Below are 19,684 nucleotides of genomic sequence, written 5' to 3'. Positions count from 1 at the left end.
GGCTCCTTCATATGAGGCTGGCAACGACCTCATCGTGGCACATTGCGATGCCGTTGGGAGCCGTCCACCCCAACACGCACGCTGGTCAGGAAGCGGAAGCGCAGATCCTCGGGCGAAACCTTCGCGAAGAAGGCGGCGAGCGCGGGCTCGTCCTCTTCGCGGGCGGGCCGGACGTGCAGCACTGTGCCGTGGCGGGTGACGAGCATCTCGGTATCGGCGGCGATCATGGTGTCCTCCTGGGTTGCCGTACCGATGAATCGGTGGCACGCGTGCCGCATTGACCGCGGTCAAGAGGGCAGCATCGTCCCCGTTTCCATGAAGCGCCGATGCCAGGACAATGCCTCGCCAGGAAGCGCGGGGGCATGGAGGCCATAGGAACCGCCCTCGGCCCGCATCGCATAGTCGGCGAGCATCGGGCGGTAATCGGGATGGGCGCAGCGTTCGATCACGGCCCGTGCGCGCTGGCGCGGCGACAGGCCGCGCAGATCGGCGAGGCCCTGTTCGGTCACGATCACCTGCACGTCCTGCATGATGTGATCGACATGCGAGGCCTGCGGCACGATGGCGGAAATCTTGCCGCCCTTGGCGGTCGAGGGCGTCATGAAGATCGAGACATAGGCGTTGCGCGCGAAATCGCCCGACCCACCGATGCCGTTCTGGATGCGCGATCCCATCACCAGCGTGGAATTGACGTTGCCGTAGATGTCCGCCTCGATCAGCCCGTTCATCGCGATGCACCCCAAGCGACGGACAAGTTCGGGATGGTTGCTGATTTCCTGCGGGCGCAGGATCATGCGGTTCCGGTACGCGGCCATGTCGGCGTTGAGCCGCGCCGCCGCCTGCGGGCTGAGCGAAAAGGCGGTGGCGGAGGCCATGCGCAAGCGGCCGGCATCGAGCAGGTCGAGCATCCCGTCCTGGATCACCTCGGTATAGGCGGTCATCGGCTCGAACGGCGCATCGATCAGGCCCGACAGAACGGCATTGGCGATATTGCCGACCCCCGACTGGATCGGCAGCAGCGCGGGTGGCAGGCGGCCGCGCGAGACCTCATGGGCCAGGAACTCGATGATATGCCCGGCGATGGCGCGCGCCGTGTCGTCGGGCGCGGCGAAGGGCAGGTTGCGGTCCGGCGCGTCCGTCTCGACGATGGCGACGATTTTGTCCGGATCGCAGGCGAGATAGGGCGTGCCGATCCGGTCGTCGGGGCGCACCAATGGGATCGGTACGCGATCCGGTGGTAGGCGGGTGCCGTAATAGATGTCGTGCATCCCCTCCAGCGCCGCATCCTGCCAGCGATTGACCTCCAGGATGACGCGGGACGCGCGGTCCAACCAGGTCTTGTTGTTGCCGACCGAGGAGGAGGGGATCAGCGAGCCGTCCGCGCGGATGCCGGACACCTCGACGATCGCGGTGTCGAGCGGGCCCAGCACGCCCTCCCACGCCATCGGCGCGACCTGGCTCAGGTGCATGTCGAGATAGTCGATCTCGCCGCGATTGATCTTCTCTCGCGCGACCGGATCGCCGCTATAGGGCAGGCGCTGGGCGATGCCGTCGACCGCCGCCAGTGCGCCGTCCAGTTCGGGTCCGGTCGAGGCGCCGGTCCACAGGTTGACGCGGAACGGGCGCCCCTCCTTATGATGGGCTGCGATCCGTCGTCCCAGTGCTTGCGGGACGGCCTTGGGATAACCCGATCCGGTGAAGCCGCTGGTCGCCACGGTTTCGCCCGGACGGATCAATGCGGCTGCGGTATCGGCATCGGTGATACGCGAAAGAAGGGCAGGGCAGGCGATACGATCGGTCATTGTCACTCCCAAGGCGGCGGGCGGGGCCGAAGCCGCCGCCCGCCGGGGTTTCAGGCGGCGAGGTCGAGGACGACGCGGCCCTCGATCTGGCCTTTGCGCATTCGGTCGAACACCTCATTGACCTCGGTTAGCGGCGCGGTGGAGACGGTCGCCTTCACCTTGCCGTCCGCCGCGAAGTCGAGCGACTCCTGCAGGTCGAGCCGGGTGCCGACGATCGACCCGCGCACCGTGATGCCGTTCAGCACCAGCCCGAAGATGTTGAGCGGGAAGTCGCCGGGCGGCAGGCCGTTCAGCGCCACCGTGCCGCCGCGCGCCATCATGCCGACGGCTTGCGTAAACGCCTTTTCGCTGACCGCGGTGACGAGCGCGCCCTGCGCACCGCCGCCGGTCTCGCGCTTGATCGCCGCGGCCGGATCGGCTTCGGTCCGGGCATTGACCGTCACCTTCGCGCCCAGCCGCCGGGCGAGGTCGAGCTTGGCGTCGTCGACATCGACCGCCGCGACGTTCAGGCCCATGGCAACCGCATATTGCACGGCCATATGGCCCAGCCCACCGATGCCGGAGATGACCACCGTGTCGCCCGGCTTGGTGTCGGTCATCTTCAGCCCCTTGTAGACCGTGACCCCGGCGCACAGCACCGGCGCGATCTCGGTGAAGCTGATATTGCCGGGCAAATGGCCGACGAAATTGGGGTCGGCGATGACATAATCGGCAAAGCCGCCATTGACCGAATAGCCGGTGTTGAGCTGGCTCTCGCACAATGTCTCCCACCCCCCCAGGCAATGCACGCAGTGGCCGCAGGCGGTGTAGAGCCACGGCACGCCCACCCGGTCGCCTTCCTTGATATGCTTGACGCCCTTGCCGACCGCCGAGACATAGCCGACGCCCTCATGCCCCGGGATGAAGGGCGGGTTGGGCTTGACCGGCCAGTCGCCCTCGGCGGCGTGCAGGTCGGTGTGGCAGACGCCCGACGCCTGGATCGCGACCTGGATCAGGCCGTCGCCGACCTCGGGAACGGGGACTTCATCGATGGTGAGCGGGGCACCGAATTCGCGGACGACGGCTGCCTTCATGGTCTTGGCCATGGATATTCTCCTCTCGAATGATGATGGAGCGGGGATGGGAGTGATCGACCGTCCCCGCTTTGACCGGGATCAAAAGAAGCCGAGCTTCTTGGCCGAGTAGCTGACCAACAGATTCTTGGTCTGCTGATAGTGATCGAGCATCATGCGGTGCGTCTCGCGTCCGATGCCGGAGCGCTTGTAGCCGCCGAACGCCGCATGGGCGGGATAGGCGTGGTAGCAGTTGGTCCACACGCGGCCCGCCTGGATCGCGCGGCCCATGCGATAGGCGCGGGTGCCGTCGCGCGTCCACACGCCCGCGCCCAAGCCGTAAAGCGTGTCGTTGGCGATGCGCAGCGCTTCCTCATCGTCCTTGAAGGTCGCGACCGAGACGACGGGGCCGAAAATCTCCTCCTGGAACACCCGCATTTTGTTGTGGCCGCTGAGCACGGTTGGCTTGACGTAATAGCCCTCCAGCCCTTCGGGCCGGTTGCGGGTGCCGCCGGTCAGCACCTTGGCCCCTTCGTCCCGACCGATGTCGAGATAGCCGAGGATCTTGTCCATTTGCTCCTGCGAGGCCTGTGCGCCGACCATCGTGGCGGGGTCGAGCGGATCGCCCTGGATCATCGCCTCGACCCGCGCGACCGCCTTTTCCATGAAGCGGTCGTAAATGGACTCGTGCACCAGCGCGCGGCTGGGGCAGGTGCAGACCTCGCCTTGGTTTAGCGCGAACATGGCGAAGCCTTCGATGGCCTTGTCGAAGTAATCGTCGTCCTTGGCGGCCACGTCGGAAAAGAAGATGTTGGGGCTCTTGCCGCCCAGTTCGAGCGTGACCGGGATCAGGTTTTCGGACGCATAGGACATGATGAGCTGCCCGGTCGTCGTCTCGCCGGTAAAGGCGATCTTGGCGATGCGCGAGTTCTGCGCCAGCGGCTTGCCCGCCTCGACGCCATAGCCGTTGACGATGTTGAGCACGCCCTCAGGCAGCAGGTCGGCGATCAGTTCGGCCAGCACCATGATCGAGGCAGGGGTCTGTTCGGCGGGTTTCAGCACCACGCAATTGCCCGCGGCCAGCGCGGGCGCCAGCTTCCAGCAGGCCATCAGCAGCGGGAAGTTCCACGGGATGATCTGACCCACCACGCCCAGCGGCTCGTGGAAGTGATAGGCGACGGTATCGTGGTCGATCTCGGAAATCCCGCCTTCCTGAGCGCGGATGCATCCGGCGAAATAGCGGAAATGGTCGATGGCCAGCGGCAGGTCGGCGGCGGTCGTCTCGCGGATCGGCTTGCCATTGTCCCAGGTCTCGGCGGTCGCGAGGAGCGACAGGTTTTCTTCCATCCGGTCGGCGATGCGGTGGAGGATCAGCGCACGCTCGGCGACACTGGTGCGGCCCCAGCCGTCCTTGGCCTTGTGCGCGGCGTCGAGCGCCAGTTCGATATCGGCCGCCTGACTGCGCGCGACCTGGCAGATAACTTGCCCGTCAATCGGCGATCTATTGTCGAACCAGCGCCCATCGACCGGATCGACCCAGCGGCCGCCGATGAAATTGGCGTAGCGTTGTTTGAGCGGCGCGGTGCGGGCCTTGATGGCTTCCTGGATCGTCATGCAACCTCTCCTTCGTTTCGTATGAAACAAAGGCTCTGCCTGTCCCCAGCCGACGACAAGCCGATCCGCGACGAAGTGTCTGTGCGATGATGGACTTTCTGCGGGCTAAGCGTAGCATGTGTCGCATGGCGCAACGCGAAGGCGCGCCAGTGTCGCAACTTGCGACAGTGGGAGAAGGATGCGGCGATGGACGGCGCCGGAATAGAGCAGGGGCGACGCGCCTATTTCGACGAGGGGCAGTTGCCGCTGGAAAGCGTGCGCCAGCCGGTGTTGCGCTCCTGGTTACGATGCACCGACATGGGCCTGGCGCAAGGACGGCGACGTGATGGCGGTCCGCTGACCGAGAGCGACCTCACTGCGCTTCGCCAGCGGCGAGAGTCGCTGCGCCGTCTGTGCCGCCCCGAACTGGAGATGCTGGCGGGCGAGGCGCGCGATACGGGCAGCGTCGTGATCCTGGCCGATGCGGACGGCATGATCCTGGACAGCATCGGCGACACCGGCTTCCTGTCGCGCGCCGCGCAGGTGGCGCTACGCCCCGGCGTGTCCTGGACCGAGGCGAGCACCGGCACCAACGCGATCGGCACCGCTATTGCCGAGCGTCGCCCGATTGCCGTCCATGGTCCGGAGCATTTCTTTGCCGAGCATGCGGTATTGAGTTGCGCTGCAACCCCCGTACTCGACCCGCGCGGCGCGATCGTCGGCGCGCTGGATATTTCGGGCCCGTCGGTAAATGGCCATGGCCATGCGCTGGGTCTGATCCGGCTGGCGGTCGATCAGATCGAGCATCGCCTTTTCCGCTCAGGTTTCACCGATTGCCGCGTGCTGCGGATGCACGACGATGCGGCGATGCTGGGCACCGCGCGGGAGGGGATATTGGTGTTCCGCGACGAGCAGTTGGTCGCCGCCAATCGCCGTGGCCTGTCGCTGGTCGGGCGCAGCTGGGAGGCGTTGGACGATACCGCGCTGGGCGAGCTACTTGATATGCGCGGTCAGGCGGCGCGGGGACATCTGCGCCTGACGAATGGCGCGACGCTGATCGGTGGTTGGGACGCCGATGTTCGGGGCGGCGGCATCGAATTATCGGTGGCGCGCCCACTGGCCTTCGAGCGGGCGGAGGCGATCGACGCGGCACTGGCGGCGCATGACGGCAATGTCTCGGCGGCGGCGCGGCAACTGGGCGTCCATCGCAGCACCATCCACCGGCACCTCGCCCGCCAGCGCTGAGGGCTGCGGCCCGGTGCTTTGACCATCGTCAATGCGGGGTGCACCGCCCTTCGTCATCAGGGGGACGAAGGAGAAGACCCGCGATGGATCGCAACCCGCTTCAAGGCAGCGTCGTGTCGTTCGCGCGGCGCTGGCACGTCATTCAGGAAATCGACCTGATCCGCCTGGTCCAGGAGCATCGTCGTCGGCTGGCGCTGTGCGGGCAGGCGGAGGCGATGGCGGACGCCTTGCCCGATCGTCCCGACGCCGCGACCATGACGCTGTTCCTGCAGGCGCTGGAGGCGCTGGTGACGCGGGGGGCGCAGGCGGACGGCGTCTATCTGGAGGCGATGCTGTCCAACGGACGGGCCGATCCGCTCACCGACACGCTCCTCGACCATGTCCGCCACCGGCATGAGGCGGATGCGGCAGCGGCGCGCGAAATGGTCGCGGCCTTTGACGAGGCGGATGCCTTCGCCGCGCCCGAGACGCTGGGCCATATGCTGCGCAGCTTCTTCACCGGATGTCGCCGCGCGGTCGATTTCGAGCAGTTGGCCATCATCGCGCTGGCGGGGCACCGGCTGACCCCGGAGGCGCGCGGCCTGCTGGTCGATGCGCTGGCGGAAAGTTTGGCGGCTTAAGCGGCCTCGGCACGTGCCGCCAATGCCTCACGGTCGCTGATCGTGATGGCGCGGCCGCCGGGCAGGCCGATCACGCCGCTTTGCTTCATCCGAGTCAGCTGGCGGCTGACCGTTTCGATCGTCATACCCAGCACATCGGCGATCTGCCCGCGCGTTAGCGGCAGATCGAACGTCACCGGCCCGTCGCGGCTGGCCCGGCACCCGCTGGCCCCGGCGCGTGCCGCCATGTCGAGGAGGAAGCCCGCCAGCTTCTCCCCCGCCGACTTGCGCGCCAGCACCAGCATCCGCCCGCGCGCCTCGTTCAGCGATTCGAAGGTGCGCTGGAGCAGCAGGCGCTCCATGCGCTGATGATCTTCCAGCACCCGCTCGAACGCGGCGCGGGGAAAGACGCAGAGTTCCGCCTCGGTCAGCGCGGTCAGGGTGAAGTCGACATCGCCCGCATAGGGCTGTCCGAAGAAGTCGGCGGGGTAGAGCAGGCCGACCGTCTGCTCGCGGCCGTCGGCGGTGGCGGCGACCAGCTTCAGCACGCCCGTCAGCAGGTTGCCACAGATCACCGCCTCGTCGCCTGCCCAGGCGATGGTCTGGCCGCGCGCGACCCGGCGGCGCTGGCCGATGGCGTTCAGGGCGAGCAATTCCCGGTCGTCGAGGCTGCCGCACAAGGCCCGGTCGCGCACCGCGCAATCGGCACAGATGTCGTTTGGGATCATGGCCTTGCCCTATAGCGCCGCCATGATCCCCTGTCGTCGGACGGATTGTCCTATCTGTCAGTGTCGCGGTGACACGTCGTCCTCGTGCGGCAGATGGAATTCGTGCCAGATGCCGTTGAGGATGCCGAAGCCGATCGCCAGGCCGAGGCCCAGGACCCAGGAGAAATACCACATGGGTCGTTCCTTTCTCAGTAGAAGTCGGGATTGGTGCGCACCGCGTCCGCCGTCACGCGGCCGAACATCACCCGATAGGCCCAGGCGGTGTAGGCGAGCACGATCGGCAGGAAGACGAGCGTGACGAACAGCATGATGCCCAGCGTCTTCTGCGTGGACGAGGCGTTCCACACCGTCAGACTGCTATGCGCGTCGATGCTCGACGGCAGGATGAAGGGGAACATTGCGCAGCCGACGGTGGCGATGATCCCCGTCGCGGCGAGCGACGATCCGGCAAAGGCCAGCGCCTCACGACCGCTGCGGATACCAATCAGCGCCAGCGCGGCCCCGGCGAAGCCCAGTGCGGGCAGCGCCATCATCCAGGGATAGGTCGCATAATTGTCGAGCCATGCGCCGCCCGCTTGCTCCGCCGTCATGCGCAACGGGTTGGACGGGCCGAGCGGATCGACCGCGCCGACGATCCGATAGCCCATATCGCCCCATGCGACGAAGGCGAAGCCGACCGCGAACAACAGGATGGAGGCGATGGCCGCCGCCGTACCGAACGCCCGCGCCCGGTCATGGACGGGACCATGCTCGACCTTGATCGACAGCCACGCCGCGCCGTGTAGCACCAGCATCGCCACCGACAACAGCCCGCAGACCAGCGTGAAGGGCGTGAACAGCCCAAGCAAAGTGCCGTCGTAAAAGGCGCGCAGGTCTCCATCCAAGCGGAAGGGCGCGCCGAGCAGCACATTGCCGACCGCGACGCCGAAGACGAGGGCTGGCACCAGTCCCCCGACGAACAGCGCCCAGTCCCAGCGGGTGCGCCAGGCCGGGTCCGGCCGCTTCGAGCGATATTTGAACCCCACCGGCCGCAGGATCAGCGCAGCCAGCACCAGGAACATCGCGAGGTAGAAGCCCGAAAAGCTGACCGCATAGACGAACGGCCAAGCCGCGAAGATCGCGCCGCCGCCCAGGATGAACCAGACCTGGTTTCCCTCCCAGGTCGGCCCGATGGAATTGATGACCATCCGCCGCTCGGCATCGCTCCTCGCGACGAAGGGCAGGAGGGCGGCGACCCCCAGGTCGAACCCGTCGGTCAGCGCAAAGCCGATCAGCAGCACGCCCAGCAGCGCCCACCATATCAGGCGCAACATCTCATAGTCGAACATGTCCTGGCCTCCTTCAGGCGGTGACGGGAGTGGCGGCGGGGATCGGTCCGGGTGCGGGCTGGTCGTCTCGCTCCTCTGGGCCGTGTGCGATGGCGGCGAGGATCAGGCGCACCTCGATCACCGCCAGCACGCCGTAGAGCGCGGTAAACCCGGCCAGCGTGGTCCACAGCGCCCCGCGCGACAGCGAGCTGGTCGCGAGGAAGGTCGGCAGCACACCCTCGATCGCCCAGGGCTGTCGTCCCAGTTCGGCGACCAGCCAGCCGAGCTCGATCGCCACCCAGGGCAACGGGATCGCCGCCACCGCGAGGCGGAGGAACCAGCGGGCATCCATGTGCATCCGGAGCGAACACAGGATGAAGGCGGTGGCGAACAATGCGATCATTGCAAAGCCGATCGCGGCCATGATGCGGAAGCTCCAGAAGAGCAGGCCGACATTGGGGACCGTGTCCCAGGCCGCCGCCTCGATCTGCTTCGCAGTCGCGGCGCGCGGGTCGGCCATCTGCCGCTTGAGCAGCAGCGCATAGCCCAGGTCGCGCTTGTGGGCCTCGAACCGGGCGCGCTGGGCGACGTCGTTCGGGTTCGCCTTCAGCTGCTGCACCGCGTCATAGGCGATCACGCCCGAGGCGATGCGCTCCTGCGCCTTGAGCACCAGTTCGGACATGCCCGCGACCGTCCCGTCCAGGCTGCGCGTCGCGATCAGGCCCAGCACCCAGGGGATTTCGACCTTGTAGCGCGTCTCGCGCGCGACCGTATCGGGCAGGCCGAACAGGGTGAGGCCCGAGGGGCCGGGCTCGGTGTGCCAGACCGCCTCGATCGCGGCGAGCTTCATCTTCTGGTTATCGGTCAGCGCATAGCCGCTCTCGTCGCCCAGCACGACGACCGACAGCGAGGAGGCCAGGCCGAACGCCGCCGCCACCGTCATCGACCGGCGCGCGATGGGCACGAACCGCCCCTTCAACAGCCAGAAGGCCGACACACCCAGCACCACGACCGAGGCGCAGACATAGCCCGCGCTCACCGTGTGGACGAACTTGGCCTGGGCGACGGGATTGAACAGCACCGCGCCGAAATCGGTGACCTCCATGCGCATCGTATCGGGGTTGAAGCTCGCGCCGACCGGGTTCTGCATCCAGCCATTGGCGACCAGAATCCACAGCGCCGACAAATTGGTGCCCAGCGCCGTCATGAAGGTGACGATCAGATGGCCGAGCTTCGACAGCCGGTCCCAGCCGAAGAACATCAGCCCGACGAACGTCGCCTCCAGGAAGAAGGCCATCAGCCCCTCGATCGCCAGCGGCGCACCGAAGATGTCGCCGACATAATGCGAGAAATAGGACCAGTTGGTGCCGAACTGGAACTCCATGGTCAGGCCCGTGGCGACGCCGAGTACGAAGTTGATGCCGAAGATCTTGCCCCAGAAGCGCGTTGTCACGCGCCACACCGGGCGGTTGGTCATGACATAGACCGATTCCATGATGACCAACATCATCGACAGGCCGAGCGTCAGCGGCACGAACAGGAAATGATAAAGCGCGGTGGCCGCGAATTGCAGTCGCGACAGGTCTACGACGCCGGGGTCCATAGCATGTCTCCATAATAGGAGCCGCCCCCGGCCCCTTGCCGAGCGACTCGCTAGGCCTGGCGCGCCGTGCCGACATTGACCGCGGTCAAAGACAGGTCGGCCAGTCGCGGCGACGGTCGGGCCATGACGACGATCGCCCATGACGCCTCGACCCCCGGAATGCGGAACCGCTGGTTGAAGGACGCGGCCGGGGGGCGGGACGGGGCGGTGGGCCTGTTGCTTCTCGATACGCTGGCCGCGGTCGGCTTTGCGGGCGGGATCGCGGGGGCCGTGGCGGCGGTGGCGGGGCGAGGGGCATTGTGGCCCTGGGCTCTGCTGATGGTCGGCATGGGGGCCTTGCGCGGACTGTTCGCGATGCTGGCCGTGCGGCGGGGTGCCGCGCGGGCGGGAATGATCAAGCGAGCGCAGCGGCGGCGGGTCGTCGCCGCCACGCTCCATCGGCAGGCGGGCACACCGATCGACAGCGGCCTGTTGGCGACGCAGGCGGTGGATGCGGTCGAGGCGCTGGACGGCTATGTCGCGCGCTTCATGCCCGCACGCCGGGCCGCCGCCATCGCGCCGATGCTGGTCCTGGCGGCCACGGCCTGCGCGAGTTGGGTCGCGGCCGTCATTCTGGCGGGCACCCTGCTGCCCTTCGTGGCGGCGATGATTCTGGCGGGCGGTGCGGCGGCGGACGAATCGCGACGACAGTTCATCGCCTTGCATCGTCTGTCTGCCCGTTTCGCCGACCGGGTGCGCGCTCTGCCCGTCGTGCTGGCCTTCCGCGCCGAGATGCGCGAGACCGAGGCGATCGGCGCGGCGGCTGAGGAACTGGCGGAGCGGACGATGCGTGTCCTGCGGATCGCCTTCCTGTCCTCCGCCGCGCTGGAGTTCTTCGCGGCGCTGTCGGTCGCCTTGGTCGCGGTCTATTGCGGCTTTTCACTGCTCGGCCTGTTGCCCTTTGCGGCCCCCGAGACGCTGACCCTGGCGCGGGCCTTCTTCGTGCTGGCCCTGGCGCCCGAATTCTACGCGCCGATGCGCCGCCTTGCCGCAGCCTATCATGACAAACAGTGCGCCGATACGGCCGCCGATACGCTGATGCCGCTGGTCGAGCCGGTGCGGGCGGTTCCCGTCGTGGCGGCGGCCCCCCTGAGCTTGCGCGATGTGACGATCCATTATCCCGGCTGCTACACGCCCGCCGTCTCGGGCCTGTCCTTCTGTGTCGAGGCGGGCGAGACGGTGGCGCTGCTGGGTCCGTCGGGCAGCGGCAAGACCAGCGTGCTGCATCTGCTGCTGGGTCTCGCGCCGCTGTCGGCGGGAACGGTCGAGGCGGGCGGTGTACCGCTCACTTCGCTGGCGGGGCAGGCGAGCTGGGTGGGGCAGCATCCCCTGCTGGTCGCGGGCACGATCCGCGAGAACCTGTTGCTGGCCTACACCCATGCGGATGACCTGGCGGTCCGGCGCGTGGTCGCGGCGGCGGGGCTGGGCCGGATGCTCGCATCCCGACGCGGCGGGCTGGACGCGCCGCTGGATGCGCGGGGGAGCGGGTTGTCGGGGGGCGAGCGACGGCGGATCGCGCTGGCCCGCGCGCTTCTCAACCCCGCCCCGTTCCTGCTGCTCGACGAGCCGACCGCGCATCTCGACGCCGGTGCCGAAACCAGGCTGATCGCGACCATCGCCCGCGCGGCGCGGGGGCGTACGACGCTGATCGCCACCCACAGCCCTGCGCTTGCCGCCATCGCGACGCGGGTCATTCATCTGGGACCTGCCGCATGACCTTGCGAACGCTGATCGCCGCCGAACGTCGCAAGGAGCGCCGCCGTTTGCGACAGGCGGGAGCGTGCGCCGCGCTGGTCGCTGCTGCCTCGGTGCTGCTGCTGTCGCTGTCGGGCTGGTTCCTGGCCGCCGCAGCCTTGGCGGGCGGGGCAGGGATCGTCGCGGCGCAGGCGTTCAATTACATGCTGCCCTCCGCCGCGATCCGCTTGCTGGCGATCGTGCGGACCGGCGCGCGTTATGGCGAGCGGTTGGCGAGCCATGGCGCGGCATTCGGGGCACTCGCCCGGCTGCGCCCCGCGCTCTATCGCGCGATCACCGCCGCGCCGCCCTCGGTCGCGCTGGCGCTTGGGCGGGGCGAGGCGACGGCGCGGCTGATCGGCGATGTCGATGCGGTGGAATGGCGCTTCGTCCGTCTGTCGGGGCCGTGGGGTGCCGTGGCGGCGTTGGCATCGGGGGCGGTGTTGACGCTGCTCGGCGGATGGCTGACGATGGGGGCGGCACTGGCCTGTGCCGGGGGAATATGGGCTCTGGCGCGTTATGGGGCGGGTCGGTTGGAGCAGCCCGGCCGCGCGGTGCAACAGGCGACCGGTGCCTTGCGCGAGGAAGTGGCGATGCTCGGCAGCGCGGCGGCGGAGTTGCGTTGCTTCGCGCTGGAGGATTGGGCGACGGCGCGTGTCGCGGCGGCGGGCGATCGCCTGTCCGAAGCGCAGGTCAGGCAGGCGGCGGTCGCCGCGTGGTTCGAGGCGTTGCACGCGAGCGGCGTGGCCGTGGCGGCGGCCTTGGCCCTGACGTTTTCATCCGGCGCCGGCGCACCGATCGCCGCGCTCGCGGCGCTGGCGGCGGCGATGACCGTCGATGGCATCGCCCCGATCCTGCGGGCGTTGACCGAGAGCGGACGGCTTCGCGAGGCGGAGGCACGGCTCGACGCGGTGTTCGATGCGGTGGAGGACGCGCCCTCCGCCATCGGATCGCGCGGCCCGTCGATCCTCGTCATCGATGGCGAGCGGTTCATGCCGGGCAGCCGGATCGCGCTGACCGGACCATCGGGCTGCGGCAAGACGACATTGGTCGAAGGCTTGCTGGGGCTGCGTCCCCTACAGCCGGGCCGGATCGGGATCGATGGTCGGGATGCCGCTGATCTCGCGCCCGCGACCCTGCGCGCGATCTTTGCCTGGGCGCCGCAGGATGCCGCGCTGATGGCGAGCACGGTTCGCGACAATCTGCGGATCGCCGAGCCTCACGCGAGCGAGGATCGGCTGTGGCAGGCGCTGGGCGATGCAGCGTTGGAGGCGGTCGTGCGGGCCTTGCCCGACGGGCTCGACACATGGCTGGGCGATGATGGAGCGCGGCTGTCGGGTGGCGAGCGGCGGCGGCTGTCGCTGGCCCGCGCCTATCTGGGCGATGCGCCCTGGTTGTTGCTCGATGAACCGGGCGAGGGACTGGACGCCGATGTCGCGGCCGAGGTCGCCGGCCGCCTGGATGCGCGCGTCCGGCGGACGGGGCAGGGAATGATCCTGGTCAGCCATCGCCCCGTGCTCACCGTGCTGTGCGAGCGGCAATGGGCGGTGGATGAAGCGTCCCGCCGATCCGCCGCCTGACCTAGCCCGCGATGATGGCCAGGCGTGTCCTGTCGATCAGGCGCACGCCGCGCAGGCCGGATAGCGCGATCAGACCGTCCTGCTGGAATGCGGTCATGTGACGGCTGACGGTCTCGACCACCAAGCCCAGTGCCTCCGCCATCGCGCCACGCGACAGGGGCAGGCGGAACATGTCTTCACCGTCCGCCGCGCACCGCCGCGCCATGTCGAGCAGCAGCGCGGCGACCCGTGCGTCGGCCCGCGCGCGCGCCAGCATCGGCATCCAGCGCCGCACCTCGCCCAGCGTCGCCAGCGTCCGGCGCAGCAGTAATCGCCCGGCGGCCGGGTGGCGGACCAGCATCTCCTCCAGCGCCCGGCGCGGATAAACGCACAGATCGGCCTCGCTCAGCGCCGCGATGGTGTCGGCGGAGCGATCGGCGAAGAGCGTGCCGACGAAATCGCCGGGATAGAGCAGGCCGACGATCTGGATGCCGCCGTCCGCCTCCACGCGAGACACTTTCAGGACGCCCGAAATGAGATTGGCGCAACTGCTTGCCCGATCGCCGAACCAGCCGAAAGCCTGCCCGGCGCGCAACCGACGGCGGCGCCCGATCTGATGGAGCGCGGCGAGGGCCGTCTCGTCCAGGCCGTCGCATAAGGCCATATCCCGCGCGGCACAGGCGGCACATCGCAGCGGCAGGTCAGACGGCATGGCTGAACCGCATATCTTCCTCGTTGCGCCAGGCGTCGAAGGCGGCCGCGATGCTGCGGGCATAGGGCAGGGCGTCGGCCGCCAGCCGCAGGCGCGCGCCGTCCCAGGCGACCAAACCCACCTGCTCGAAGCGGTGGAGGCGTCCGCGAATGGCGCCCCGTTCGGGCAGGCCGTCGAGATTGGCGACGCCGTGGCACAGCAAAGCTGCGATGGCCTGGCCTCGGCGCTGGTCCAGCGGACTGCGATGGATGCCGCGTGTGGTTGCAAACCGACCCGCACCGATCGCCTGATGCCATGCGCCCGCACTCTTGGCGTTCTGGAGCAGCCGGTCGGGAAATGCGCTGATCGCGCTGGCCCCCAGTCCAATCACGATGTCGGCGGGGTCGTCGGTGAAGCCCTGGAAATTGCGGTGCAACGTTCCGTTCGCCGCTGCCCGCGCCAGCGGATCATGTGCTTGTGCGAAGTGATCGAAGCCGACCGCCCGGTAGCCTGCCTGCGTCAGCCGGTCATGCGCCAGCGCCGCCTGGACGAAGCGTGCCGCCGGGTCGGGGAGAGCCCGGGCGTCGATGCGGCGCTGGCGCGGGATGAGGTGCGGCACATGCGCATAGCCGAACACCGCCAGCCGTTCCGGGGCCAGTGCGATGGCCTCGTCGAGCGTCGCGGCCAGTGTTGCCTCGTCCTGACCGGGCAGGCCGTACATCAGGTCGAAGTTGATTGATCCGACCCCGACGGCGCGCAGCAGCGTGACGGCGCGGATAATGTCCTCGCCGGGCTGGACCCGACCGATCGCCGCCTGAAGGGCCGGGTCGAAGGTCTGCACCCCCAGGCTGACCCGTGCGACACCGGTGTCCGCGATGACGCTCGCCCAGTCCACGTCGAAGCCGCGCGGATCGATCTCCAGCGAAAGGATTGCACTATCGCTGGCAAAGGCGGCGCGCAGATGGGCGACCAGCGCGGCAAAGGCGGCGGGCGGGATCGCATTGGGGCTCCCGCCACCAAAGGCGATCCGCCCGATCCGTCCGCGACCCTCCAGCCGGGCGGCCACCAGATCGATCTCGCGATGCAACCGCGTGAGATAGGCATCCAGCCGCGCGGTCCGGTTCGCCGCCCCGGTATTGCACCCGCAATACCAGCAAATCGCCCGGCAATAGGGGATGTGCAGATAGAGCGACAGGATTTCGTCCGTACCGACCGTACCGAGTGCTGCAGCCATGTCGGCATGACCCACATGATCGCCGAATTCGGCGGCGGTGGGATAGCTGGTGTAGCGCGGCACGGGCCGGGCGAGCAGATCGGGATGATAGGGCCACATGGCCATGCCGTGCCCCGAGCGTGCGATCCTGCCTTTGACCGCCGTCAAACCGGCGCTTGTCGGTAGTCAAGGCGACGGGGCAGGGGCGCTCCTATCCGGACCTTCTGTACGCTAACAGGAGACAAGGGATGACCATTATCAGAACCGCCACCGTCCTGCTCGCGCTCGCTGCGACGGGTATCGGTACGTCGGCATGGGCGCAGGATACCGCAGGGAACGATCCTCGGGTCGGGATACGCGCTGGAGACGTATTGCTCCGCGCCCGCGCCATCCTGGTCGCGCCGAACGAGCGGTCGGGCAGTATCCTGCCCGCCTTCCCCGGCGAGCCGGTGAAGGTCAACGACAGCGTGATGCCGGAGGTCGATGCGACCTATATGGCTACCGACCATATCGGCATCGAACTGATCGCCTCGACCACGAAACATTCGGTCGGCGGGGTGCGGGGCACGACCGGCAGCATCGGCAAGCTCGCCTCCACCTGGGTCCTGCCACCGACCCTGACCGCCCAATATCATTTCATGCCGACGCAGCATGTCCGCCCCTATGTCGGTGCGGGTGTAAACTATACGATCTTCTGGAACGAAGCGGCGTCGGACGGGCTGCAAAGGGCGGTGGGGCCGACCAGGGTACACCTCAATGACAGTGTAGGCTGGGCGGCGCAGGCGGGCGTCGACGTGGACATCACCCGCCGGGTCTTCCTGAACCTCGACATCAAATATATCGATATCGACACCACCGCCCGGCTCTACAATGCGACACTGGGTCGCCAGCGGGTGAACGTCTCCCTGGACCCGCTGGTGTTCGGGATCGGTCTTGGAGTTCGGCTGTAATGAGAGGCGATCGGATCGAAAAAGCGTCGGCCTATTGTGACCGGAGATGAGGAAATTCAGGCGCAACAACGCAAATCGGCGGCCGGGCCGCCAATTTGCTGGTGCGCGCGCTCGGTCAGGAGCGACCGAGCGCGGTGTCCTCCAGCCGCACGCGGCTTCCGGAAGGCGGGAGGGATGTCATAGTCACAAAAAGCGCGGATTTTCGGGCTTTTTGTGTCTCGCGACCAGCCACGCTGTACCTGTTCGCTGTACCAACGCGGTTGATCTCCCGATCATAGCGAAGCAGGAGCGCGATGCAATTGTTTGGTACTGAGCCACTGCGGCCAGCTGCTAGGTCCCGTGCCGCGCACAAGTCGCCCACCAGCCCCTTGACACCCCGCCGCCAGCAAACGTTGCGTCTGCTGGCACATTGTTGCCTGGAGCGGAAGGTCGGCGGGCATCCACCGCCACGGTGAGTCCGTTCTTCAGGACTTGCAGAGACCGTTGAATACCTCGTGCAGACCATGGGCGCGCTGGCCCGCATCCTGACAGACGTTCTTCTCGGCGCATCCCGGAAGACCCGTGACACGCGGCACCGGTCGACCATCACTGAACGGCCATACTACATCTAGGTTGATATTCGCAGGATGGCCTCAGCGAGAGCCATATCGGCTACATGCCTTCATCGATCCGATGGCCCAGTCGATCGCGGCGTCGAACAGCTTCAGCCCGTCGGGCGAGAGATTGGTAAAGCCGTCGTTGCCCATGAACAGCATAACGCGCCTGGCCGGTGCGAGCGCTTCATAGTCCATCGTTGCGCCGGTCTCATAGCCGAAGATCGCCACCTTTTCCGGCTGGCCGTAGATCGTCGCGATGATCGTGGCGCCCAAGCCCGGTTTGCCCCAGCTCATCGGGGCCTGACGGGCGTAGACGTCGACGATCCCCGCCGGCAGGCCGGCGGCCATCGGCTGCGGCGCGTTGACGATCCAGAGATAGCGTTCCTTCTCCGCCTCGCCGAAATCGCTGTCGTGTCGCTTGCCGGTCATGGCGAGATCGTCGAGCAAGTCGTTTTCCCAGGTGACCAGCGGCACCGCCAGGCCTCGCCAGCCGGGTTTGACCGACTTGGCCGACACCGTGGCCGAGATCACGACCAGCGCCGCTTCGCGCGCGGTCAGCGGGTCCGCCGACTGGTCGGCGAGGCGAACCGTGAACCCTCGTGCAGCCAGCCGGTCGCGGACCGTCAGGTCGCTAGCCATCGACGGGCCGCCTTGCTGGACGACCAGCATGGCGATCCGTTCGCGCGCCGCCGCCGGGGTTGCGATCATCGGGGCACAGAGCGCCCCCAGGACAAGGCCGTACCAGCGCATCAGAAGGCGAAGCTCATCGTGCCGATCGCCCGGCGCGGGTCGCCGATCGCGACGCCGTACTGGTTGACCGCCGAGGTGTAATAGGTCTTGTCGAAGACGTTCTTCAGGTTGAACTGGAACGTCACCCGCCGCCCGGCGAGACGCGTGTCATAGGTCACGAAGGCATCCGCGACGACGTAATCGGCCAGCCAGAAGCTGTTGGCGCTGTCGCCCGGCCGCCGCCCTACATAGCGCCCGCCCGCGCCCAGCCGCAGGCGATCGTCGCCTGCGATCGCGCCGACGTCATAGGCGGCCGACAGCGACGCGGTATGCGGCGCGACATTGGCGAGCTGCTTGCCTGCGAAGACCGGGTCCTCGGTGGTGCGCGCATAGGTATAGGCATAGCTGCCAATCAGGCTGAAGGTCCGGGTGACCTGCCCGGACACGTCCAGCTCGACCCCGCGCGAGATCGCCCGGCCCGAGGTGCGATAGTCGTTCAGCCCGGTCGCCGGATTGAACTGCGACACCAGCACGTTGCGCTTGTCGATGTCATAGAGCGCTAGCGTGCCCGAGATGCGATCGGGAACGTCCAGTTTGGCCCCGATCTCGAACGAGCGTCCCCGTTCGGGCGCGAAGCTGGAGGTGATGGTGACGCCGCTGCCCAGCGGGGCGATGGTTGAGGTGGGTTTGAGCGAGCGGGTATAGCTGCCGTAGAGCGAGAAGATGTCCGCCGCGCGCCACACGAGGCCCGCCTGCGGTACGAACGCCCATCCGGTCAGGTCGGTGTTGGCGACGAAGGGCCGCTCGCGTCCGGCACGCTGGTCGAAGCCGATCAGTCGTCCACCCGCCACCACGATCCAGCGGTCGCCGAGATGGATCGAATCCTGCCCGAATAGCGAGTAATTGTAGAGCCGGTCGGTCTGGTCGCTGTCGCTGGGCGACACGCGGGTGGGGAAGGGCTCCAGGCCGTAGACGGGCTTGAGATAGCTGAAGGTCGCGCGCACCGGCTGGCGGATCAGGTCGCGGCGGTAATAGCGCCGATACTCGCCCTCAGCCCCCAGGATGACATCGTGCCGCGCGCCGAACAGGTCGAAGCGGCCGTCGACATAGGTCTGGAGATAGGCGTCGGTGCTGAGCGCCCCGACCGTCGCGTCATTGCTGCGCGACAGCGTGCCGCGCTGGACGTTGATGCCGTTCACGCGCAACTGGCCGGCGTCGTAGCTTTCGCTGTTGAAGCTGGTCGCCAGATGCGCCGCCCAAGTGCCGCCCAGCCGGTGGTCGAGCGCGAGCTGGACAAGGTGGCTGACCCCAAACATCCGGTTGCTGAGATCGTCGAGCCGTTCGCGGCGCGGCATCGCCAGCGGCGTCATCGTGCGCGGATCGAGGATCGTGCCGCGATCGAAGGGCGTGTCGAAGCGGCGAAATTCGTACCACAGCACCGCCTGCGTGGTGCCGCCATACCAGCCGATCGAGGGGGCGATCAGCGTGTCGCGTCGCTCGCCGAAATCGCGCCAGTAATCCTCGCTCTGCTGGTCGAGCACCAGCCGCCCGGCAAGGTCGCCCGCGATCGGCCCGGTCAGGTCCGCCATCGCCTCCAGCCCGGCGCGGGCATTGGCATAGCTGGAGCCGATCAGTGCGACGGTCAGATGCGGGTCGAGCAGCGGCTTCTTCGAGACGATGTTGATGACGCCGCCGGGGTCCATGATGCCGTAGAGCAGTGAGGCAGGACCCTTCAGCACTTCGACGCTTTGCGAGGCGGCGTTGAACCCGCGCCCCTGGACCAGCGGCATGCCGTTGTGCATCACCGACCCGTCGCGATTGCCGCCGAAGCCGCGCTTCAGAACCGTGTCCTGGGTGCCCGCCAGCGTGTTGCCTTGGGTGATACCGCTGACATTGGTCAGCACGTCGTCTAGATAGCGGGGGCGCTGGTCGCGGATGACTTGGGCGGGGACGATGTTCACCGTTTGTGGCGTGTCCAGTGGATCGGCCGACGAGCGGAGCGTCGAGGCGTCGGGCGTCGGCTTGTAGCGATCGTCGGCCGCCTTGGGCGCAGGCGAGGCGCGGCCGGTGACGACGATGTCCTGGCCCATGGTGTCGCTTGCCGATGCTGGTGCGTCCCGCTCGTGCCCATGAGCGGGCGTGATGGACGCGACCGTCAGGCCCGCAGCCACAAGGCTGCCGGTGATGATCCTCATGATGTATGATCCCCTTCGCGGGGCTTCATACATTAATGCTAAGAAGTCG

The 19,684-nt window shown here is 67.7% G+C and carries 17 protein-coding genes; 5 read left to right on the top strand and 12 right to left on the bottom strand.

The features are described from left to right. Positions 1 to 29: 29 nt before the first annotated feature. The 4 genes from QZ546_RS16545 to adh form a co-directional block, all read right to left on the bottom strand. A complete protein-coding gene (locus QZ546_RS16545) occupies positions 30 to 227 on the bottom strand; it encodes a hypothetical protein (RefSeq protein ID WP_367113544.1) in 198 nt (65 codons plus the stop codon). Positions 228 to 287: 60 nt separating this feature from the next. Then, the gene (locus QZ546_RS16540) at positions 288 to 1,802 is read right to left on the bottom strand and encodes an acetyl-CoA hydrolase/transferase family protein (protein WP_017978490.1); all 1,515 of its coding nucleotides are present in this window, start codon (positions 1,800 to 1,802) and stop codon (positions 288 to 290) included. A 50-nt stretch (positions 1,803 to 1,852) separates the two neighbouring features. Further along, positions 1,853 to 2,887: an alcohol dehydrogenase AdhP gene (gene adhP / locus QZ546_RS16535; RefSeq protein WP_017978491.1), complete on the bottom strand. Its 1,035-nt coding sequence runs from the start codon at positions 2,885 to 2,887 to the stop codon at positions 1,853 to 1,855. Between the two features lie 69 nt (positions 2,888 to 2,956). Then, positions 2,957 to 4,468, bottom strand: coding sequence for an aldehyde dehydrogenase (gene adh, locus QZ546_RS16530; protein ID WP_017978492.1), 1,512 nt, complete (start codon positions 4,466 to 4,468; stop codon positions 2,957 to 2,959). Positions 4,469 to 4,654: 186 nt separating this feature from the next. Here adh and QZ546_RS16525 point away from each other — a divergent pair, with 186 nt between their 5' ends. Together QZ546_RS16525 and QZ546_RS16520 are read left to right on the top strand one after the other, a co-directional pair. Next, the gene (locus QZ546_RS16525; RefSeq protein ID WP_017978493.1) at positions 4,655 to 5,692 is read left to right on the top strand and encodes a GAF domain-containing protein; all 1,038 of its coding nucleotides are present in this window, start codon (positions 4,655 to 4,657) and stop codon (positions 5,690 to 5,692) included. 83 nt (positions 5,693 to 5,775) lie between these two features. Further along, positions 5,776 to 6,312, top strand: a complete 537-nt coding sequence (locus tag QZ546_RS16520; RefSeq protein ID WP_017978494.1) for a hypothetical protein — start codon at positions 5,776 to 5,778, stop codon at positions 6,310 to 6,312. Here the strand turns inward: QZ546_RS16520 and QZ546_RS16515 are convergent. The 4 genes from QZ546_RS16515 to QZ546_RS16500 are packed head-to-tail and all read right to left on the bottom strand — an operon-like array spanning position 6,309 to position 9,929. Next, positions 6,309 to 7,019, bottom strand: a complete 711-nt coding sequence (locus QZ546_RS16515) for a Crp/Fnr family transcriptional regulator (protein ID WP_017978495.1) — start codon at positions 7,017 to 7,019, stop codon at positions 6,309 to 6,311. The genes QZ546_RS16520 and QZ546_RS16515 overlap by 4 nt on opposite strands. Positions 7,020 to 7,076: 57 nt before the next feature. Next, complete coding sequence (gene cydX, locus QZ546_RS16510; protein ID WP_017978496.1) at positions 7,077 to 7,193, bottom strand: cytochrome bd-I oxidase subunit CydX; 117 nt, start codon at positions 7,191 to 7,193, stop codon at positions 7,077 to 7,079. Positions 7,194 to 7,207: 14 nt separating this feature from the next. Beyond that, complete coding sequence (gene cydB / locus QZ546_RS16505) at positions 7,208 to 8,347, bottom strand: cytochrome d ubiquinol oxidase subunit II (RefSeq protein WP_017978497.1); 1,140 nt, start codon at positions 8,345 to 8,347, stop codon at positions 7,208 to 7,210. A gap of 13 nt (positions 8,348 to 8,360) precedes the next feature. Then, positions 8,361 to 9,929 carry a cytochrome ubiquinol oxidase subunit I gene (locus QZ546_RS16500; protein ID WP_017978498.1) on the bottom strand — a complete coding sequence of 523 codons (1,569 nt, stop codon included), beginning with the start codon at positions 9,927 to 9,929 and terminating at the stop codon, positions 8,361 to 8,363. 123 nt (positions 9,930 to 10,052) lie between these two features. Between QZ546_RS16500 and cydD the strand changes: the two genes are divergently transcribed. Together cydD and QZ546_RS16490 are read left to right on the top strand one after the other, a co-directional pair. Continuing rightward, positions 10,053 to 11,684 (top strand): thiol reductant ABC exporter subunit CydD, encoded by a 1,632-nt coding sequence (gene cydD, locus QZ546_RS16495; RefSeq protein WP_020486466.1) that lies wholly within the window; start codon positions 10,053 to 10,055, stop codon positions 11,682 to 11,684. After that, positions 11,681 to 13,282, top strand: coding sequence for an amino acid ABC transporter ATP-binding/permease protein (locus tag QZ546_RS16490; RefSeq protein WP_017978500.1), 1,602 nt, complete (start codon positions 11,681 to 11,683; stop codon positions 13,280 to 13,282). The genes cydD and QZ546_RS16490 overlap by 4 nt, the downstream gene beginning before the upstream one ends. A 1-nt stretch (position 13,283) precedes the next feature. On the opposite strand, the gene QZ546_RS16485 is transcribed toward QZ546_RS16490, so the two are convergent. Beyond that, entirely contained in the window at positions 13,284 to 13,973 is a 690-nt protein-coding gene (locus QZ546_RS16485; RefSeq protein ID WP_020486467.1) for a Crp/Fnr family transcriptional regulator, read from the bottom strand. Continuing rightward, complete coding sequence (hemN, locus tag QZ546_RS16480; protein WP_024310519.1) at positions 13,963 to 15,285, bottom strand: oxygen-independent coproporphyrinogen III oxidase; 1,323 nt, start codon at positions 15,283 to 15,285, stop codon at positions 13,963 to 13,965. The genes QZ546_RS16485 and hemN overlap by 11 nt, the downstream gene beginning before the upstream one ends. Before the next feature lie 128 nt (positions 15,286 to 15,413). Here hemN and QZ546_RS16475 point away from each other — a divergent pair, with 128 nt between their 5' ends. Next, positions 15,414 to 16,115 (top strand): OmpW family outer membrane protein, encoded by a 702-nt coding sequence (locus QZ546_RS16475; protein ID WP_081609127.1) that lies wholly within the window; start codon positions 15,414 to 15,416, stop codon positions 16,113 to 16,115. Positions 16,116 to 16,747: 632 nt separating this feature from the next. On the opposite strand, the gene QZ546_RS16470 is transcribed toward QZ546_RS16475, so the two are convergent. After that, positions 16,748 to 17,419: a hypothetical protein gene (locus tag QZ546_RS16470; RefSeq protein ID WP_231292001.1), complete on the bottom strand. Its 672-nt coding sequence runs from the start codon at positions 17,417 to 17,419 to the stop codon at positions 16,748 to 16,750. A 41-nt stretch (positions 17,420 to 17,460) separates the two neighbouring features. After that, on the bottom strand, positions 17,461 to 19,635 hold the full coding sequence (locus tag QZ546_RS16465; RefSeq protein WP_231376766.1) for a TonB-dependent siderophore receptor: 2,175 nt from the start codon (positions 19,633 to 19,635) through the stop codon (positions 17,461 to 17,463). Positions 19,636 to 19,684: the final 49 nt, after the last annotated feature.

The sequence above is a fragment of the uncultured Sphingomonas sp. genome (assembly GCF_913062585.1).
Taxonomy (GTDB): domain Bacteria; phylum Pseudomonadota; class Alphaproteobacteria; order Sphingomonadales; family Sphingomonadaceae; genus Sphingomonas.
Note: the sequence above shows the minus strand (reverse complement) of the source record. Positions and strands in the feature narration are given on the sequence as shown.

What these genes read in the sequence shown, in the direction of transcription:
- QZ546_RS16545 (WP_367113544.1), bottom strand. Translation starts at nt 227, where the DNA reads ATGATCGCCGCCGATACCGAGATGCTCGTCACCCGCCACGGCACAGTG.
- QZ546_RS16540 (WP_017978490.1), bottom strand. Translation starts at nt 1,802, where the DNA reads ATGACCGATCGTATCGCCTGCCCTGCCCTTCTTTCGCGTATCACCGAT.
- adhP (WP_017978491.1), bottom strand. Translation starts at nt 2,887, where the DNA reads ATGGCCAAGACCATGAAGGCAGCCGTCGTCCGCGAATTCGGTGCCCCG.
- adh (WP_017978492.1), bottom strand. Translation starts at nt 4,468, where the DNA reads ATGACGATCCAGGAAGCCATCAAGGCCCGCACCGCGCCGCTCAAACAA.
- QZ546_RS16525 (WP_017978493.1), top strand. Translation starts at nt 4,655, where the DNA reads ATGGACGGCGCCGGAATAGAGCAGGGGCGACGCGCCTATTTCGACGAG.
- QZ546_RS16520 (WP_017978494.1), top strand. Translation starts at nt 5,776, where the DNA reads ATGGATCGCAACCCGCTTCAAGGCAGCGTCGTGTCGTTCGCGCGGCGC.
- QZ546_RS16515 (WP_017978495.1), bottom strand. Translation starts at nt 7,019, where the DNA reads ATGATCCCAAACGACATCTGTGCCGATTGCGCGGTGCGCGACCGGGCC.
- cydX (WP_017978496.1), bottom strand. Translation starts at nt 7,193, where the DNA reads ATGTGGTATTTCTCCTGGGTCCTGGGCCTCGGCCTGGCGATCGGCTTC.
- cydB (WP_017978497.1), bottom strand. Translation starts at nt 8,347, where the DNA reads ATGTTCGACTATGAGATGTTGCGCCTGATATGGTGGGCGCTGCTGGGC.
- QZ546_RS16500 (WP_017978498.1), bottom strand. Translation starts at nt 9,929, where the DNA reads ATGGACCCCGGCGTCGTAGACCTGTCGCGACTGCAATTCGCGGCCACC.
- cydD (WP_020486466.1), top strand. Translation starts at nt 10,053, where the DNA reads ATGACGACGATCGCCCATGACGCCTCGACCCCCGGAATGCGGAACCGC.
- QZ546_RS16490 (WP_017978500.1), top strand. Translation starts at nt 11,681, where the DNA reads ATGACCTTGCGAACGCTGATCGCCGCCGAACGTCGCAAGGAGCGCCGC.
- QZ546_RS16485 (WP_020486467.1), bottom strand. Translation starts at nt 13,973, where the DNA reads ATGCCGTCTGACCTGCCGCTGCGATGTGCCGCCTGTGCCGCGCGGGAT.
- hemN (WP_024310519.1), bottom strand. Translation starts at nt 15,285, where the DNA reads ATGTGGCCCTATCATCCCGATCTGCTCGCCCGGCCCGTGCCGCGCTAC.
- QZ546_RS16475 (WP_081609127.1), top strand. Translation starts at nt 15,414, where the DNA reads ATGACCATTATCAGAACCGCCACCGTCCTGCTCGCGCTCGCTGCGACG.
- QZ546_RS16470 (WP_231292001.1), bottom strand. Translation starts at nt 17,419, where the DNA reads ATGATCGCAACCCCGGCGGCGGCGCGCGAACGGATCGCCATGCTGGTC.
- QZ546_RS16465 (WP_231376766.1), bottom strand. Translation starts at nt 19,635, where the DNA reads ATGAGGATCATCACCGGCAGCCTTGTGGCTGCGGGCCTGACGGTCGCG.